The organism is Sporolituus thermophilus DSM 23256, assembly GCF_900102435.1.
GTDB classification, from domain to species: Bacteria; Bacillota; Negativicutes; order Sporomusales; family Thermosinaceae; genus Thermosinus; species Thermosinus thermophilus.
In genome coordinates, this window is sequence record NZ_FNBU01000011.1 from 1 (window position 1) to 18605 (window position 18605).

17 protein-coding genes and 1 riboswitch are annotated in these 18605 nt (G+C 57.5%); all 17 genes read right to left on the minus strand.

From position 1 onward, the window contains the following. Nucleotides 1-1183, minus strand: a 1183-nt coding sequence (locus tag BLQ99_RS07845; protein WP_093689799.1) for an IS110 family RNA-guided transposase, incomplete at its 3' end; no start/stop codon positions are given. Between the two features lie 359 nt (nt 1184-1542). Next, a complete protein-coding gene (locus tag BLQ99_RS07850) occupies nt 1543-1737 on the minus strand; it encodes a helix-turn-helix transcriptional regulator (RefSeq protein ID WP_093689801.1) in 195 nt (64 codons plus the stop codon). Between the two features lie 635 nt (nt 1738-2372). Continuing rightward, on the minus strand, nt 2373-3071 hold the full coding sequence (locus BLQ99_RS07860; RefSeq protein WP_093689805.1) for an NAD(P)-binding domain-containing protein: 699 nt from the start codon (nt 3069-3071) through the stop codon (nt 2373-2375). A 267-nt stretch (nt 3072-3338) separates the two neighbouring features. After that, nucleotides 3339-4463 (minus strand): NAD(P)/FAD-dependent oxidoreductase, encoded by a 1125-nt coding sequence (locus BLQ99_RS07865; RefSeq protein WP_093689807.1) that lies wholly within the window; start codon nt 4461-4463, stop codon nt 3339-3341. Next, complete coding sequence (locus BLQ99_RS07870) at nt 4456-5220, minus strand: (2Fe-2S)-binding protein (protein ID WP_093689809.1); 765 nt, start codon at nt 5218-5220, stop codon at nt 4456-4458. Before BLQ99_RS07870 ends, BLQ99_RS07865 begins: the two co-directional genes overlap by 8 nt. Beyond that, a complete protein-coding gene (locus tag BLQ99_RS07875) occupies nt 5208-6314 on the minus strand; it encodes an NAD(P)/FAD-dependent oxidoreductase (protein WP_093689811.1) in 1107 nt (368 codons plus the stop codon). The genes BLQ99_RS07870 and BLQ99_RS07875 overlap by 13 nt, the downstream gene beginning before the upstream one ends. Beyond that, complete coding sequence (locus BLQ99_RS07880; RefSeq protein ID WP_093689813.1) at nt 6301-6618, minus strand: (2Fe-2S)-binding protein; 318 nt, start codon at nt 6616-6618, stop codon at nt 6301-6303. The genes BLQ99_RS07875 and BLQ99_RS07880 overlap by 14 nt, the downstream gene beginning before the upstream one ends. A 3-nt stretch (nt 6619-6621) precedes the next feature. Next, entirely contained in the window at nt 6622-7323 is a 702-nt protein-coding gene (locus tag BLQ99_RS07885; protein WP_093689815.1) for an ABC transporter ATP-binding protein, read from the minus strand. Next, nucleotides 7301-8086 carry an ABC transporter ATP-binding protein gene (locus BLQ99_RS07890; RefSeq protein WP_093689817.1) on the minus strand — a complete coding sequence of 262 codons (786 nt, stop codon included), beginning with the start codon at nt 8084-8086 and terminating at the stop codon, nt 7301-7303. Before BLQ99_RS07890 ends, BLQ99_RS07885 begins: the two co-directional genes overlap by 23 nt. A 17-nt stretch (nt 8087-8103) precedes the next feature. Next, nucleotides 8104-9132 carry a branched-chain amino acid ABC transporter permease gene (locus BLQ99_RS07895; protein WP_093689819.1) on the minus strand — a complete coding sequence of 343 codons (1029 nt, stop codon included), beginning with the start codon at nt 9130-9132 and terminating at the stop codon, nt 8104-8106. A 12-nt stretch (nt 9133-9144) separates the two neighbouring features. Beyond that, nucleotides 9145-10029, minus strand: coding sequence for a branched-chain amino acid ABC transporter permease (locus BLQ99_RS07900; RefSeq protein WP_093689821.1), 885 nt, complete (start codon nt 10027-10029; stop codon nt 9145-9147). 105 nt (nt 10030-10134) lie between these two features. Further along, nucleotides 10135-11280 (minus strand): ABC transporter substrate-binding protein, encoded by a 1146-nt coding sequence (locus tag BLQ99_RS07905; RefSeq protein WP_093689823.1) that lies wholly within the window; start codon nt 11278-11280, stop codon nt 10135-10137. A 192-nt stretch (nt 11281-11472) separates the two neighbouring features. Further along, a riboswitch (Lysine riboswitch) is annotated at nt 11473-11648 on the minus strand. A 259-nt stretch (nt 11649-11907) separates the two neighbouring features. After that, on the minus strand, nt 11908-13479 hold the full coding sequence (locus BLQ99_RS07910) for an AbgT family transporter (protein ID WP_093689824.1): 1572 nt from the start codon (nt 13477-13479) through the stop codon (nt 11908-11910). Nucleotides 13480-13518: 39 nt separating this feature from the next. Next, entirely contained in the window at nt 13519-14724 is a 1206-nt protein-coding gene (locus BLQ99_RS07915; RefSeq protein WP_093689825.1) for a M20 metallopeptidase family protein, read from the minus strand. Nucleotides 14725-14991: 267 nt separating this feature from the next. After that, the gene (locus BLQ99_RS07920) at nt 14992-16296 is read right to left on the minus strand and encodes a DUF445 domain-containing protein (RefSeq protein ID WP_171904632.1); all 1305 of its coding nucleotides are present in this window, start codon (nt 16294-16296) and stop codon (nt 14992-14994) included. A 5-nt stretch (nt 16297-16301) separates the two neighbouring features. Further along, on the minus strand, nt 16302-17549 hold the full coding sequence (locus BLQ99_RS07925) for a DUF445 domain-containing protein (protein WP_171904633.1): 1248 nt from the start codon (nt 17547-17549) through the stop codon (nt 16302-16304). Between the two features lie 163 nt (nt 17550-17712). Beyond that, nucleotides 17713-18597, minus strand: a complete 885-nt coding sequence (gene lipA / locus BLQ99_RS07930; protein ID WP_093689831.1) for a lipoyl synthase — start codon at nt 18595-18597, stop codon at nt 17713-17715. Nucleotides 18598-18605: the final 8 nt, after the last annotated feature.

The window sequence follows — 18605 nt, forward strand, 5'->3', positions numbered from 1 at the left end:
CGTAAGAGAAGTCAACCCCAAGTTTGTGAACATAAAACATTGCCACGGCTAATCGTCTTGCTACTGCCGAACAGGCTTTTTTCCAACCGCCTTTCAAATTGCGACGATATATGCCGTAACCCCACTGACCGAGTGGCTCATTGTGCTTTTGAATTAGGGCACTGGCACATTTAACCAAGGCATAATGGATTTCTTGATTTCCCTTTCGTCTGGTTTGGGCTGTGACCTTACCGGCAGATACCTTTAAAGAAGGGTCACATCCGCAATAAGCGGCAACTTGTTTGGCAGTTTTAAATCTGGTAGGCGTAACAATTTGGGAAAGCCAAATAAGTGTAGTTATTTCGCCGATACCAGGGATGGTTAAAAAATGTGCAAACAGCTTTTTGCCGGAAATAGTCCGCCCTTTTCCAATTTCCCAGTTAATTGCTTTTGCAAGCTTTAAAGCCTGTTTGGTATATTCGTGTGCTTTTTCCTTATGGGTATCATAGTCAGCATACATGCTCTTGATGACGCTTTTGACCTCATCAGGAAAACCATCAGGGCAGATATAATCACTGGGGATAAAGTGGCCGTCGCACATATCCTCAATTAACGCTCGGCTTTTGATACTGGTTACGCTATCGATGCTTCCCAGTGTATGGCCGAAACGAAGGATATAGTTATTAATGCGATTGGCAATAGATGTTGCCATTTGCTGGTGAAACTGTCGTTGACGCATTATAATGCGCAATTCCTGTATCTTGTCGCTGATGACAAAGCTTTCTGGCCATAGTCCTGTCATGTTTTGATAAGCAAGAAGTTTTGCATCAAGCTTGTCAGTCTTGCGGCGACTTGGGCTAGCTAGAAGCGGGTTAACTACCGAAGGTGTACCGCCAAAGGCTTTAAGAACAGGAAGATGATAAGTACCTGTACTTTCGATACTGTAGTGCAGTGGCTCAATATTTAAGACAGTAGGAACTGATTTTGTGCGGATGACATCTACAACCCAGTTTCTGGCCTCTTTTAATGCCTTCCATGATGTGGGAAAATCACGTTCGTACTTAATTACGTTATAACCTTCTTTTACTAAAACGCATACGGCTATAAATTTAGAATGAGTGTCAATACCCACACCGTAATCCTTTAAAGCTTGAATTGGTTCTCTGTTACCCCATTCGCTGTCAATGATGCTTTCAGTCAGCATAATATCCCAACCTTTCTGCTGAAATTAGGCATGATTAATACTGGGTTTCAATACACACAAAACTTGTGTGCACTCAAATCCAGCATTAAAACCGTCCACGTAGCACTGCACCTAACATAAAATAGCGGCTAAAGCCTATTACTGTACTAATATTGTCAAAGGGACAATATTGAACAACTCTCCCATTCGTGCTAAAAACTACATGACGTTATCGTCTTGTCCCAGCCACCAACCTCCTACAGGGCGCTCAAGGCGCCATGGAAAACGCCGTGGTCTGATAAGCTCATCTTAAGATGCGCTTATTTCCGCCATTTAGCGTACTAAATGGCAGCATAAACACACCTTAACACACCTTAGCCTTAGTCTTTAATGTCATAAAACGCAGTCCAATGAAAATTTAAAGCGTTAGCAATTCTTTTGGCTACAGCGATACTTGGATTGCGAAAACCAGTTTCAATGTTGCAATAATGATTTTGAGAAATGGAAGCCTGGATAGCGACTTGTTTCTGCGACAGTCCGCTTTTTTTGCGAAGTTGGATCAGCCAATGACGCACGTTCATCACCGCCCGAAATCTAATCTCGTAACGTAACATTCAATCATAACGGATTTTTCAACGGGTGATGAAAAAAGACCTTTCATTTATTGAAAGGCCAGAAAGGAAGTAAAAAAATTGCATAAAAAAATAGAGGGCTAATGTTTTTGTTGGCTCTCATGGGAGGAAAATCAAGCCCGCCAGCAGGGTAAAGTAAGGAAGAGTCTGATGTTCGTTAAATTCGTGAACCATGAGTAGTGCAATATCGGTCGCGGCCAATATGAAAACCACTGTTGTAAGAAGCCTGTACACTCTCGCCGACCTCGCCGCCATGCGTCAATTTTTGACATAATATTAAACATAATGTTAATTCGTCAGATGAATCACCTTATCCTTTCTGCTCTGAATCTAGCGGTATCATGTTGCGGCGGCGCGCAGCCCGCTATGGCTTAGCTACGTTGTGCATAGCCGGCGGCCAGGGCAGCGCCGTGATTATCGAAAACCTTGCCGTCTGAGGCATCGGCTAATTTGCCAACATATGCAAAGGGCACGTTGCCACATAGGCTTAGTGCCCTTTTTTTCACAGTTCGTCACAAGAACGGTTATTGTAAAAAATATCGCTTTCCTACATTAAATAAGTCAATTTTTTAAATAAGTCAAGCATGACCCCCTGTCTTTTTCAATCTTGCCCGCACTGCCCGCACGATTTCCCGGGCGAACGGCCCCAGGTCATCGTCGGCGTAGGCCTTGAGAATGCCGGCGGCCACCTGGCGAACGGCGCTTTTGATAATCACTGGATCGGTAATGCCTTTCTGGCGGAGCTGTTCTTCCAGCATAACTCCCGCTTCGAGGGCTCTTTCGCCGGCCGCGGTATTGATGAAGGTCACCAAATCGGCTTTGCCGACCAACAGCGTCCCTACCGGTTCAAAAATCTGCCGCGCCAGCGGCACCAGTTCCGGCGGCCGATCATTGATGATGATCACCGGATCTTGGCCCAGGGCCATTTCACCGGCATGGCCGACAAACTTGACGCCGATGCAGCGAATGTGTTTGGCCGCCGTTTCCTCCAGCACGTGCTGGGCTACATTGGTGGCTATATTGATGACGTTGAGGTCTTTCTTTATGCTGTTAAATTCCTTGATGCAGCTGATGACCTCCCGATCGGGCACCGCCAAAATAACCGTTCCCAGATCGGCCAGTTCGCCCATCTCATCCACCGTCGCGACGCCGAGTTCGGCCCGCACGGCCTGCAGCCGCTCGGTGTTATGGTCAAAAAGGCGCAGCTCCACATGCTTGGCCAATCTGGCGGCCAGCACCTTGCCCATCCTACCTACGCCGACTAACCCAATCCGCACGTTTTCACCACCTACGACAGCTTTTTTAACCTGGGTTTAACCACTGATGTTTAACCGTAGAGATATTCATGCCAATAAATCGGCATCGCAAACCCAGGAAAACCGGTATTGAACCGCGGAGAACACGGAGCGTGCGATATACATCGCACTTTAGATTTTTAAATAATTTCTCCGCGTCCTCAGCGGTTCAATATATAACCTTCCGCGACAATAGTCGCGCGCGTATCCCTTCGCGTTCTTCGCGCACTTCGCGGTTTTTCCCTCCCCCTACCCCGACGCTTTAATATATTCGGCAACGCGCTTGCCGGTGACAGGGGCCAGGGCGATGCCGTCGCCTTCGTGCCCGGCGGCCATGATGAGACCGGGAAGTTCGGGCAGCGGCCCTAAAATCGGCAGCCCGGTAGGCGTATGGGGACGAAGACCGGCAAAGGAGCGGATGATATTAACCCCCGCAAGCGCGGGCAAAATCCGGGTCACATGGCTGGCCACCGCTGCTAAGCCCTCAAGCGTTGTCCGGCGGTCAAAGCCGACAAACTCGCGCGTGCTGCCGAGCAGCAGGCCGCCGGTAGCCGCCTGCTCCACCGCCAGCCCCACGCCCAGCCGGTGGTGGCGGCTTCTCTGGTCAAGATCCTGGGGCCGGTATTTGGCCGTGAGGTAGCAGGCGCACAAGAGCACATGGCTAAGCATGGGCGGCAGCGGCTCGCTGACCAGGATTTGGCCGCGCCGCGGCGTGATGGGCAGATCCACGCCGTAGGGCTTTACCAGCGCCGGCGCCCACACCCCGGCCGCGTTAACCACCACATCGGCGGACAATCGTTCTCCCTTGGCCGTTATCACGCCGCGCACCCGCCCCTGCTCAACGATAAGCCCGGCCGCTTCCACGCCGCTATGAATCGCCGCCCCCAACCGCCGCGCCGCCTGGCTGAAGCCCTGGGCCACCAGGATGGGATTGACCTGGGCATCAACCGGCGAAAAAGTCGCCCCCCACAAATCGGCGGCTAGGAGCGGCTCGCGCCGGCGGGCCTCGCCAATAGGCAACATCTCCACGGCCAGGCCGGCGGTGCGCTGTTTGGCGACAACCTCGGCCATCAGTCCGGCCTGGATCTCATCCTCAATAACAATCATGCCGCCGCAGGGCCGATATTCCAAATCAAATTCTAATTCTTCACTCAACGTGCGGTACAAGGCGGCGCTTTCCAGCGCCAGCGCCAGGTGCGGCCCGACTGTTTTCGACTGCATGATGATAAAGCCGTCGCACGCCCCCGAAGTGCCGCCGGCGATCGTTTCCCGTTCCAGGAGCGTCACCTTGTGGCCCGCTTTGGCGGCATAATAAGCGCAGGCCGTGCCGATTACGCCGCCGCCAATCACGACAACATTTGCGCGGCTAGTCATCAGCCTCACCTCCCGTGAGCGCGCCGAGCGGCAGCGTCCGCACCGGCGGCCGCGTCGTAGCCGGCAGAATGTCGGCTACCGTTTGCCCCGTCTCTTCGGCGATGATGCGGCTGACCAGCCGCCGGCACGTCCGCCCCTGACACAGGCCCATACCGGTGCGCGTGCGGAGTTTGACCGCCGCTACCGTGCGGGCGCCGTCCCGCACCGCCTGGCGCACTTCCTGTTCGGTCACCTCGTTGCAGCGGCACACCAACACCTCGTCTTTTTCCATCCGGCGCAAATTGCGCACATCATGCACATACGCCTTCGGCACGGCCAGGGTAATCACCGTCGTGCCGTCATTACGGGGCGACCGGTCGACCTTCACCACCCGCCCCTGGCAAACCGGTCTGCCGCTCCGGTCAAGGCCGCGTACCAACTCACCCTCGTCCGGCAGGGGCAGATATTCATAAGGCATGGTAATCAGCGCCTCGTCCGCGCTATAGGCGGCATTGACGACAAAGATGGCCAGGCCGGGGCAGCGGCTGACGCACACGCCGCAGCCCTTGCATTTTTCCTGATCGAGGACCGGCAAAGCGGTAATATCGCCGCCGACGGTAATCGCCCCGAACGGACAGGCCTTCTCACAAGGGTTGCAGGGAATTTCCTGCACGCACTCGATGACCGCCACCGGACCACGCGCCAGGCGGTCGGCGGCAGGCAGCACCCGCTTCAGCTCCGCGGCGCTCAGCATCCCCGTATATTTTACTCCGTCCATGCCACGGCCGCCTCCTTCCACCGGGCGATAATCTCGGCTTTCGCCGTCCGCCGTGCCAGCCCGAACGGACCTAAGCGCAGCGCGTCAATGCGCCGGCGCACCGCATCCTTGGCGGCTTCGGCTGCCGTTTCGTCGGTCAGGCCCAGCGCCTGGGCCACGGCGATGCCGGCCAGGCGCCCTTCCTCCATCGCCGTGCTGGCTTCCTCCACGCCGGTAATATCGCCGGCGACATAGAGCCAGTCGAGCGAGGTCCGCATGTTGTCATCATGGAGCGGCACATGTCCGCCCAGGCGGGGTGAAAAATGGAATTGACAGCCGGCCATCCAGGCCAGCTCGGCCAGCGGGGTCAGCCCTACCGCCAGCCCGACCGTGTCCACGGCCAAGACTCTCTCACTGCCGGGGATAATGCGGCCTTGTTCGTCCAGCCGGCCCAGCGCGACGCCGGCGACCTCCTCGTCCCCAAAGGCGCGGGTAATGGTCGTCCCGACCAGGATCGGCACCCCGGCTCGGCGGATTTTGGCGGCATGAACCCCGTAGCCGCCAATCTGGGGCATGGCCTCCACCACGGCGACTACTTGGGCGCCGGCCTGCAGCAGTTGGTAGGCGACAATCAGGCCCACATTGCCGGAGCCGAGCATGATCACTCGCCTGCCGGGCAGCACGCGATGGACATTGATCATGGTCTGAATGGCGCCGGCGCCCATGACGCCAGGCAGCGTCGAGCCGGGAAAGGCCACGGCGTTTTCCGACGCCCCGGTGGCGAGGATGATTTTCGCTGCCGAAACTACCACCCGTTCCCCGCGGCGCAAAACGGCCGCCTGCCGGTCAAACAGGCCCCAGACCACGCTGTCCAGCCACACTTCGACGCCGCATGCCGCCGCCTCGGCCAGCAGCGTTTCGCCGATAACGTAGCCGCGTACACCGGCTTTATGCTCATGGGAGCCAAAAAATTTGTGGATCTGCTTAAACAGCTGCCCGCCGGGGCGGCTGTTTTCATCAATCACCAAGGTGCGGGCGCCCCGTTTGGCCGCCTCAATGCCGGCGGCCAGCCCCGCCGGCCCGGCGCCGACTACCACGACATCAAATTGGGCCATCGCCGCCCTCCTCCCTACAGTTCGAAGTAATAACCATGCCGGCCCGCACCGGTGTGACGCAGGTGCGGACGTTCGGCACCCCGTCCACCGTCATGATGCAGTCGGTGCAGCGGCCGATCCCGCAAAACAAGCCCCGCGGCTCGTGCCGTTTCGGCGTCCGGCGGAAAAAGCGGCGGCCATGGGCCAAAAGGGCGGCGGCGATGGGCTCGCCTTCCACCGCCAGCAGCTGCTCGCCGTCTACGGTGATTGTCACCAGGCGGCCGGCCTGACGGTCGCCCAGTACCGGATGATGATCTATGCGCATTGGCTATTCCCCCAAATAGGCGCGGCGCACCTCATCATTATCGGCCAGGTCGGCGGCGCTGCCGGTCAAAACGACGCTCCCGGTTTCCAGCACATAGCCGCGGTCGGCTATCGACAGTGCCATCCGCGCGTTTTGTTCCACCAGTAAAATAGTCGTACCCATACTGTTGATGTCCAAAATGGTCTGGAAAATTTGCCGCACCAAAAGCGGCGCCAGGCCCATCGACGGCTCGTCTAGCAGCAGCAGTTTGGGGCGGCTCATCAGGCCCCGGCCCATGGCCAGCATTTGCTGCTCGCCGCCGGACAGCGTTCCCGCCGCCTGATGCCGCCGCTCGGCCAGCCGGGGAAACATCTCATAGACTTTGGCCAGGTCCCGCTGCACATCCTTGTCTTGGCGCGAGTACGCGCCGAGAATAAGGTTGTCGGCCACGCTGAGGCGGGGAAAGACCCGCCGCCCCTCAGGCACGAGGGCGATCCCGCGCCGCACGATGCCGGCCGTGGACGCACTCGTGATGTCGTCGTCCTGAAAGCGGATGGTGCCGGTGCGGCTGCGCAGCAGCCCGACAATGGTCTTAAGAATGGTGGTTTTGCCGGCGCCGTTGGCGCCGATAATGGTGACGATTTCGCCTTCTTCGACCGTCAGGCTGATGTCGCGGATGGCATGGATATTGCCGTAATAAACATTAATGCCGTCGATGCTTAACAAGCGAATCCACCTCCGGTCCAATGTAGGCTTCGACAACCTTGGGGTTATGACGCACTTCGTGCGGCCGGCCTTCGGCAATTTTTTCACCATGGTCGAACACGACGACCCGCTCGGCAATATTCATGACCAGCCGCATTTGGTGTTCAATAAGCAGGATGGTGAGTCCCCGCTCTTTGAGCCGGGCGATTAGCTTTAAAAGTTCGTCCACTTCCCTGGGGTTCATGCCGGCGGCAGGCTCATCAAGCAGGATAAGTTCTGGCTCGCTGGCTAGGGCCCGGGCGATTTCCAGCCGGCGCTGGGCGCCGTAGGGCAGATTTTTAGCCATTAGATTGCGGTAAGGCGTGAGACCGACAAACTCTAGTAGCTCCCGGGCCATCTCCTCATTGCGCCGCTCTTCTTCTTTCAGGCGGGCCGAGTGGATGAGGCCGTCCCAAAGGCCCGAACGGCCCCGGCTGTACCGGCCGACAATAAGATTGTCCCGGGCCGTAAGGTTGGGGAACAAACGGATATTCTGGAACGTACGGGCCATGCCGCGCCGCGTGATGTCATGGGCCTCCACCTTCGTCACGTCTTCGTCCTTAAAGATAATGCGCCCCGACGTAGCCGGCATAATGCCGCTGACAACATTGAAAAAAGTGGTTTTACCCGAGCCATTGGGGCCGATGATGGCCACCACCTCGCCGGTGTCAATGTGAAAATCGACATTGTTTACTGCCCGCAGGCCGCCAAAGGTCTTGCACAGCTTTTCGGTTTTCAGCAGCATGGCGTTTCCTCCTTTCTTTAGCGGCGAAACACGGTGTCGGCGCCGAGGATGCCCTGGGGCCGCACGCGCATCATGACCATGAGCACAAAGCCGAAGAAGACCAGCCAGGGGTCAAAGGGCAGGTGGACAAAATCTTTAAAGTAGCGCAGCCCTTCGGGAATAAAAGTAAGGAGAAAGGCCCCCAGAAATGAGCCGGGAATGCTGCGCGCGCCGCCCACCACCACCATGGTGAACATCATGATCGACTCGGTGGAGCTCAGCATATCGGGACTGACAAACGACAGATAATGGACGAACAGGCTGCCCGCCAAACCGGCGAAAAACGCGCCCAGGCAGAAAGCGAGCAGCTTATAGTACGCCGTATTGATCCCCATCGCCGCCGCGGCAATCTCGTCTTCGCGAATGGCGGCAAAGGCATGGCCGATCCGCGAATCTTCCAGGCGGGACATAAAGAAGGCCAAGGCCAGGGCGAACACCAGCGCTGTAACGATAAAAAGTTCCTTACCGGTCGCGCCCACGTCGGTAAAGCTCACGCCGGCAATGCTCGGCGTGAGCAGTCCGGGTAACCCGGCCGGCCCGCCGGTTACTTCCAGGTTGAGCGCGATAAAGCGAAACACCTCGCCACAGGCATAAGTCACAACAACCAGAAACGGCCCTTTGACGCGCAGCGCCGGCGCCCCGAGCGGGATGCCCACCAGGGCGGCGGCCACACCGGCGGCCAGAAAGGCCGGCCAATAGGGAACGTGGTAAAGCTGGGTAAGTAGCGCCGATACATAGCCGCCCAGGCCGAAGAACGCGGCATGACCAAGCGAGGTCTGGCCCACATAGCCGGAAACAAAATTAAGGCTGAGCGTAACAATACTGTAAATCAGGCTGACAAAAACGATGTGCTTGAAGTAAGGGCTGAAAATATAGTCCTGAGCGTCAATAAGCGAGTCCAGGAAGGTGATAAGCAAAATCACGGCGCTAAAAACGACAGCGGCGCGGGGACTGTGAACAAACCTTGTAAGCGACTGCCGCCATGCGGGTGCGAGAGCAGTTGTCATGACGCCACCTCCCTATACCTTTTCCTCGAATTTAAAACCCATCAGGCCGGTGGGCTTAATGACCAGCACCAAAATCATGACAATAAAGGCAATGGCGTCGCGATAGCCCGAGGAAATATACACGGACGCGATATTTTCGGCCACACCGAGCATCAGCCCGGCCACCATCGCCCCGGTGATGCTGCCTACCCCGCCGAGCACGGCGACCGCCCAGCCCTTCAGGCCGGCCATGGCGCCCATCATCGGGTCGATTGCGTACAAAACACCGACCAGGACACCGGCGGCGCCGCCTAAGAGGCCGCTTACCCAGAAAGTGATGGTAACCAAATGGTTGACCTCAACCCCCATCAGGCTGACGGTCTCAATGTCCTGCGACGCGGCCAGCATGGCCTTGCCCATCATGGTACGGGTGATGAACCACTGCAGAAAGGCCATTATCACGAGGGTAACCACAAAAATGAACACCTGAAGGCTGTTAACCGTCAGCGAAGCGCCGCCAAACTGCAAGGTCATGACGGAAAAGTCCAGGGTAGGGGGATAGGCCCGGGAATGGGGCTCCCAGATAATGGCCGCCAGATTGCGCAAGAAAGTAGACGCCCCCAGCGCCGTAATAAACAGCGCCAGGCGGGGGCCATTGCGCAGGGGACGGTACGCCAGCCGGTCAATCAGAAAGGCCGTAAAGCCGCTGGCGACCATGGCCAGAATGAGGGCGGCAAAGAGGTTCAGCTTAAAGTGCGTAATGAGCAGAAAGCCCACAAAGGCGCCAATCATGAACACCTCGCCGTGGGTCCAGTTGATAAGACCGATAATGCCGAATACTACCGTCCAGCCGATGGCAATAAGGGAATAAATCCCGCCCAGGGCCAGACCGTTGATGATTTGCTGCAGCAAGAGCATCTTGTCACCCCCAAACTTTTAACCGCGGAGAGCGCAGAGGCGCGATCCCCATTATTGTATAGCAAAAAGCGGGAAGCAGCTATCGACCGCTTCCCGCGCTGCATTTTACTGGTACAGAACAAACTTGCCGTCTTTTACGGTGATATATAAGTACGGGCGGACCCAGTCGCCTTTATCGTTAAAGGTAACCGTGCCGGTAATCCCCTTGTAGCTAGTCTGGGCCATGGCATCCCGGATGTTTTCCCGGGTGATGGCGCCTTTCTCCGCCGCCTTCTTCATTGCCTCGGCCAGGACGTACATCTGGTCGTAACCGAGGGCGGCGAACGTATCGGGCTCCATATTATACTTTTCTTTATACTTCTTCACGAAACTTTGCACGGCCGGATCAGGATTGGAGGCCACGAAGGCGCCCAGGAAAATGGCCCCTTCCGCCGCCTTGCCGGCGATTTCCACGAATTTCGGGCTGTAGAAACCGGTGCCGCCGACGATTGGTATGGTGAGGCCGAGTTCGCGGGCCTGCTTGGTAATCAGGCCGCCGTCAGTATAGGTGCCGGCCACGGCCAGCGCGTCAACCCCCTGGGCCTTGATCCCGGTGAGCAGGGCCGAGTAATCTTTGTCGGTAGCCAGATAGGCCTGGTTGGACACGACCGTTACGCCATGCTGTTTGAGCGTGTCTTCGATCGCCGCCGTCAAACCCTTGCCATAATCGTTATTGGGGTACAAAATGGCGACCTTTTTGGCCCCCAGCTTCTTGGCGATCAAGTCGCCCATCAGGATGCCGACCTGGGCGTCCTGCACGGCCATGCGGAAAAAGTATTTGCTGATGCCGCTCAGTTTGGGCGTGCTGGACGAAACAACCGAGTGCGGCAGTTTGGCTTTATCGGTAATCGGCACCATCGCCAGCGTATTGGAACTCAGGCACGACCCCACGATGGCCATGACGTTTTTCTGGTCGGCGAATTTCTGCGCCCCTGCCGCCGCCTGCTTGGGATCGCCGGCATCGTCGTGGAAGAGGATCTCGATTTGCTGCCCCTTAATGCCACCGGCCTTGTTAATCTCCTCCCGGGCCAGTTCTATGCCGTTCTTATGGCTCACGCCGTAAGTAGCGCTGTCACCCGACAGCGGGTTAACCATGGCAATCACCAGATTGCCTTTGCCGGCCGACGTGCCGGAACTGCCGCCGCACCCGGCCGCCGCCACCAGGAAAATGAGTACCACCACCAAGGATAATAATTTCATATACTTGGACACGTACACCCCTCCTCTTTTTCAATGCCTAACTCCGTCCGGGTCGCTATTATGCCGCCCAAACCCCTCCCTGCTGCGAAAAGTCAATATACCATATGAAATGACCGCTCCAGATATGATCGGACATAAGTAAAGGCCCGGCAAGCTACTCACCGGGCCAAAAGACTGCTGCAGATATTTGCTGGAATATACGCCAGATGAGATAGCGCTCCACCAATTACGCAATTGGTGACAGTCCGGCGCCTGTTCGACGCAGGACCAGCATGACCGGTTCGGCAGCCGGCCATGCTTCGGCGGTCACCCTTTCCCTCCAGTTCAGCGATGCCCTTCTCCCTGGAGCTACTCATGTTGCCCGCACCTCTATCTTTGGACGTTCGGTATATTACTTTTGCGTTAATTGTATAATATTGGTAAACAGAATGTCAATAACTTTTTAATAATTTATTTTAGTTAAAATTTTATGTAAATATAAGCGGCATCGGCGCATGCATTTTTAACAAAACTGCAAAACCACCAAGGCCGCAAAGGGTAGCGGGCGCGACACGTGTCGCGCCAAAAAAGGGATACTTTTTAGAGCTTCGCGCCCTTTGCGTACTTGGCGGTTAAAAGCTTAATTACAGATAAACTTAATTACAGATAAATCTTAACGCCCGGCCCGAGCGGCAAGTCGAGCAGAATAAACACCATCAGCCAGGCGGTCCAGGCAACCAAAAAGCCGATGCCGAAGGGGAGCTGCATCGAGACCAAAGTGCCCATGCCGACCTTGGTGTTACTGGAGTACTTGGCCATAATGCCGAGCATCACCGGCAAATAATAGTTAAGCGGGGTAATGCTGTTGACCGAGCTCTCGCCAATGCGGTACGCCGCCTGAGTCAGCGCCGGCTCATAGCCTAACAGGCCGAACATGGGGACAAAGACCGGCGCTAAGATCAGCCATTTGGCCGAGCCGCTGACAATGAATAGGTCAACGAATGCGGAAAAGAGGATAAAAGCGAGGATAAGGGATATGCCGGTAAAGTCGAGTGCTTTCAGAAAATCGGCGCCCTTGATGGCCAGCACGGTGGCGAGGTTGCTTTTATTGAACCAGGCAATAAACTGGGCGGCGGAAAAAGCGGTGACGATAAAGCTGAGAATGCCGGACAGACCTTGCCCCATAAATTTAGCAACATCGCTTTCCTTTTTAATAACGCCTTTGCCAATGCCGAACGCGATGCCGACGGTCATGAAGAAGAAAAAGAGCAATGGAATAATGCCGTCCAGGAAGGGCGACTTAGGCAAAATGGCGTGCGTCTTGGGATCGCGCAAGAGGCCGTTTTCCGGAACCAGCAGGATGAGGAGCAGCGCCACATACCCCAGCGCGGCCCAACCGGCGTAGCGCAGGCCCTTTTTCTCTTCAGCGGTAAGCGCATGGTCGCTGGCCTTCATGTCAAAACCGGTTACGGGATGTAGCCGGTCAAGGCGCGGCCCCACCACTTTCTCGGCAATCAGCGTCCCGACAATCGTCAGGATAATGACGGACGAACTCATGAGATAATAGTTAATCAGCGGGTGGGCCGGCGAATTGGCCGTCTGCGGAATAGTACCGATGGCCGACTGGGTAATACCGGCCAGCAGCGCATCGGTGCCGGCGGGCAGTACGTTAGCGCTAAAGCCCGCCTGCGTGGCGGCGAAGGCGACCGACATGCCCATCAGCGGGTTGCGGCCCATGCTGGCGAATACGGCGGCCGCCGCCGCGGGGATAAAGACGGTGGCGGCGTCAGAGGCCAGGTTACCGTTGATGCCAAGGAAAAAGATGGTGCTGGTAACGGCCCAGGACGGGACGCCGAGCATGATCCGGCGGACAAAGGCGCTCACGAAACCGGTGGCTTCGGCCAGGCCCATGGCCAGCATCATAACGACGACCAGCCCCAGGGGCGGGAAGTTGACGAAGTTTTTCACCATGTCCTGCAGGATGTAGCGGAAGCCGTCGGCGTTGAGCAGGTTTACCACCTTTACGACTACCGGCTTGCCGCCCTTGCCTATGTACGACGCCGTTGCCCCGTCAAAGACCCAAGATAATACCAGAACAATTAGGCCTAAAATGGCAAAAAGCATAAAAGGCGAGGGAAACTTGTTACCGATGAATTCAATTACATCAAGAAACTTTTGGAACGCACCCACTTGCGGCGGTGCATGCGGGGTTTGACGCGAAATTTCCGCCATGCAAAAACCTCCTTATCCTTAATAGCTTAAAATTTTTAGTTATGACGCCCGCAGCGCGGCGTCAGCGGCATAAGCGGCCAGCGCCTTCCGGGCGACGCTATACATGATCCGGGCGCCAAGCAGCAGGGCCCGCTCATCCACATCGAACCGGGAGCTGTGCAGCGGATAAGCGTTGCCAGGCTGTTGACAGCCGAGCAGGAAAAAGGCGCCCGGAACCTTGGTAAGATAGCGGGCAAAGTCCTCCGCCCCCAGGATGGGCTCTACCGACTGCAGCGCCGCACGGCCGATCACTTCGGCGGCGGCATCGGCGACAATGCCGGCAGCTTTGGCATCGTTCACCAGCACGGGATAGCCGAACTGATAGTCCAGCTCATAGCCGGCGCCGTAGGCGGCCGTCACGCCTTGCACCATGCGCTCCACCAGCTTGGGGATGGCCTGGCGCACATTCTCGCTGAGCGTACGCACCGTGCCTTCCATGACCACTTCGCGCGGGATGACATTGTACCGCTCGCCGCCGCGGATGGTGCCCACCGAAATAGTAGCCATATCGCGCGGACTGATATAGCGGTGCATGATCTTGCTTAGCCCCTGATACACTTCGACGGCGACGGCGATGGCGTCAACGCCTTTGTGCGGTTCGGCGGCATGCGCGCCCCGGCCCAGCACTTTAATGGTCAGACGGTCGGACGCGGCCATCATCGGACCGGTCCGCAAGGCTACCTGCCCCAGGGGAACGTCAGGCCAGACATGGAGGCCAAAAATAGCGTCCACTTTAGGGTTTTCCAGCACGCCGTCGTCGATTAAGAGTTGGGCACCGCCGACCGGCGCCGCTTCTTCCGCCGGCTGAAACACCAGCTTGACCGCGCCCGCTAACTCCTCCCGCGCCGCGGCCAGCATTTTGGCCACTCCCATCAGCATGGCCGTATGGGCGTCATGGCCGCAGGCGTGCATTACCCCGGGAACCAAGGACCTATACGGCACATCGTTTTCCTCGGTCACCGGCAGGGCGTCCATGTCGGCCCTGAGCGCAATAACCGGGCCCGGCGCCGCGCCGCGGACAACGCCTACGACGCCGTGATGGCCGCTAAACGTCTGCACTTCTACGCCCAGGCTGCGCAAATACTCGGCCACCGCCTGACTTGTCCGGCTTTCCTGATTGCTTGTTTCCGGATAGCGGTGAAAATCGCGTCGTTTTTCCACCATAAACTGCTGAAGTTCTTGCCAGACTTCTTCCGCAAATACCAACCCTTCCCACTCTCCTCTCCTCAGTCTTGTGTATCAATTATATGTGATAATTGCCTTATCCCATGAGACCGACTTTTCCGGCTATACAAAAAATTATAAGAAAAGGGGTCTTCACACATTTTAGTGCGAAGGCCCCTTTGCCTTTCTTGTTTTTATTTTATCATTGTGTTTACAATATAGCAATTAGTTTTTACTTATTTCAGCATAAATGCTTCTTATAAATACACAGTAGTCGAATTTTTGTCCTTCAGAAAAGAACTTTACGCCTTACGAAAACCATGCCCGCATGATCGGTACGGCATAGGGCTCATAAATGAACCGAACAAACAGTTGTAAAAGCAGCCCCACCGCTGCGCCGACGACACTGCCGTTAATCCTGATCCAGGCCAGGTCTTCACCGACCTTGTCCTCCACGAACCGGTTAAGGCCCTCGGCGTCAAAGCGGGCCAGGGCCGTTTCCACCACGGCGCCAATAAAGGAATGTTCCGACCGGACAATGTGGTGGAGCGCCTCCTGCAGATAACCTTCCAACCAGGCCTGGAGGTGGGGGTCTTGTTTGAAGCGGCGTAAGTATCCGTCCGCCTGACTGAGAGTGGCCGCCAATAACGGCGAATGGTAGACGCCGGCGGCCAGACCGGTCCGCACTGCCTGCAGGGCAGCGGCAGCAATCTTAAGCAGCGGCTCGCTGAGGTTCAACCGCGCCAGCGCTTCCTCTTTCCAGGCCTCAACCTTGGCCGCGAAGATAGGGTCGGTGCCTAAGGCCTCCACCCAGGCTTCGGCCCGCTCCCTCAGCCACTGCCGCAGCGGGTGGTCGCCCTGACGGACCTTAGTCAGCGTTTCCACCAAATCAAGCTGCAGCACCGCCGCCAGTTCAGCCAAGTTGACGGCATCGGTTCGCTCGGCCAGCCAAAGAACGGTGCGCTGCCACGGGGACGTCGCCTGCCGGGTATACTTTTCGAGAAAGGATAAAATCGCCTGCCTGGTGGCGGGTTTTTGTGCACCCCGGATAAATTCGTCCAGAATAATGTCGGCTACTGCCCGGGCATGGCCGGACACCAGGGCCCACCGGGCTATTTTCTGAAGCTCGGGCGCCAGCGGCCTGGTCGTAAGGTAGTTGCGTATTATGCCTTCCAGGTAGCATGCTATGGCCGCAGGGCTGGCGTTATCCAGGCCGGCCCGTAGGCACCGGGCCGCCAGGCCGCGAAAAAATGCGCGCCCCTGGTTGGTGTCCGCCCAGGCAATAAGAAGCGGCGTTAGCCGTACCCCCGCGAGCCGCCGGGTAATGGCGTCCAGACTGACGAGTTCCTGCTCAACCGCCACCGCCAGCCCGCGAATGATGCGGTCGCGGCTGCGGGGAATAAGGGCCGTGTGCCAGGGGATACCCAGCGGCCGGCGAAACAACGCCGTAACGGCAAACCAATCGGCCAGTCCGCCGATAAAGGCGGCCTGAGCGGCCGCCTGCGCCAGCTCAAGCCACAATATTTTCGGAAAATAAAAGTTCAGCCCCACCGTTGCCACCATGAGGACAAACACGGCGAACAAAACGCGATCGGCCCGCTTACGATAGTCCATATCCATCACCTAATCCAAAACGTCAAAAGATAGGTCAGCATGCCAATGACGCCGCCGACCAGCGACCCGTTGATGCGGATGGCCTGCAGATCGTCGCCCACCCGTTCCTCGATAAAGGCCACCAGTTCCTCGGTGCTGAACCGGGTAAGCTCACTTACCACCAGATCGCCGATTTCCCGGTGATTGACCTCCAGCCACTCAACGATAGCCTGCTTCAACCGGCGGTCGACTGCCGCCGTAACCTGCGCATTGGCCAAAAACCGGTCAAGCCAGGTCGCCACCCAGCGGGTCACCGCTTCCTGCCACTCGTCGGTCCTGGCACTGCCGGTGCGGCGGAATTCGTCGAGATACCGGGCGAGCCTTTCCCGCTCCGCCAGCGGCTCGACCACGTGAGCCGTCTTCCAGGCCTCGACCTGGCGTTTGAGCGCCGCATCGGTCCGCAGCCTTTCCGCCAGCCGCCTCAGCCAGGCGGCAAGCTCTTGGCGCAGCGGGTGGTTGGGATCTTTCATCTCTTCAAGCGCGGTTATAAGGCGGCGCTGGCCGGTAAGACCGAACTTAAGCGGCGACAGCCGCGCCATCCGTTCCAAAGCGCGATGAAAGAGCTTGCGGCGCCGCGAGCCTCGCTCATAGGCATGTTTAGCCTCCAAGAACAGGTTGGCAATAAACCGCGGTACCGGCGCCGCGTTGGCCAGGCGAATGCCCTCATCAATCAAAAAGCAGGCCACCGCATCATCATAGCCATGACTAAGCGCCCACACAAGCGCTTCCGCCAACAAAGGCGCAACCTCGAGCCGTGCCGCTTCAATTCTTAGCAGTAGCTCGGCAGCGCGGGCCAGTTCGGGCGGGTCCATTTTGGCGATTACGTCGGCCGTCAGCCGGCGGGCGATGGCCTGGATGCTTTCCCGACCGCCATGTTCGTCCAGGTATTTGCGCAGCACCGCCGTCAGGTCATAGTCGTCGAAAACGGTCTTGACATTTTCCGCCGTGAGCAAATCTTGCTCGACCAGGTCACGGATGGCCCGGAAAATCTTTTCCCGGTTGCGGGGAATAAGCTCGGTGCGGAAGGGGATGCCCAGCGGCCGCCGAAACAGCGCCGTCACCGCGAACCAGTCGGCCAGTCCGCCCACCATGGCCGCCTCGCAGGCACTGGTAATAAGGCCGCCGAAAAAGGTATGGCGGAACGGAAAACCGGCAAAAAAACCAAGCGTCACAATGCCCAGGGCCAAGTTGGCCTTATGCTTGCGGCCGTCCATGCTGCCTCCCTCCTTGCTGCTTTCCATTTCGCCGCCCAGGTAGGTAAAACCTGCGGCTATAAACCGCCAGAAAACCGCTCCTGTTATAATTTATGAGCAAGATCACGGGACTGCTGCCTGCACAAAAAGGGCCTGGATTTTATCCAGACCCTTTTTATATTACCTATTTACCTTCGTGCCCCGCCATGGCAGCGGCGTGATAAGAGCTGCGTACCAGCGGGCCGGCGGCAACGGCAGTAAAGCCGGCCCGCCGGGCCTGCTGCTCATACCAGGCAAATTTGTCGGGATGAATATACTCAGCGACGGGCAGGTGGGCCGCCGACGGCCTAAGATACTGGCCTATTGTCACGGCCGTCACGCCGGCGGCCGCCAAATCGGCAAAAACGGCGAGCACTTCCGTCTCGGTTTCGCCGAGGCCGACCATGACGCCGCTCTTAACCAGGCCGACACCGCCGGCCGCCGCCTGCCGGAGGAGAGCCAGCGAGCGCCGGTAATCGGCGCTGGGCCGCACCTTGTCATACAGGCGGGGCACCGTCTCGATGTTATGGTTAAACACATCAGGGCAGGCGGCCAACACCTGTGCCGCCGCCCGCCAATTGCCCGCAAAGTCGGGCGTCAGCACCTCCACCGTTACGCTCGGACAGACGGCCCGGATCCGTTCGATACAGGCGGCAAACTGGCTCGCCCCGCCATCAGCCAGGTCATCGCGGGTTACCGAAGTAATCACGGCATGGCGCAAACCCAATACCTGCACGGCCTTTGCGATCCTTTCAGGCTCGGCGGTATCCGGCGCCGCCGGCGCCCCCTTGGGCACCGCGCAGAACGCGCAGCGCCGGGTGCAGACGCTGCCAAGAATGAGAAAGGTGGCCGTCCCCTGGCCGAAGCACTCGCCGATATTGGGACAACTGGCGCTCTGGCACACGGTGTGCAGTTTTAGTCCGGCCAGCAGCCTTTCCACCCGAGCAAAGGCCCCGGTGTCAATGTGTTGCGTTAGCCACGGCGGGCGGGAAACTGCCTCCTGCGCCAAGTCGAATTTCAGCCTCGTCATATTTACCA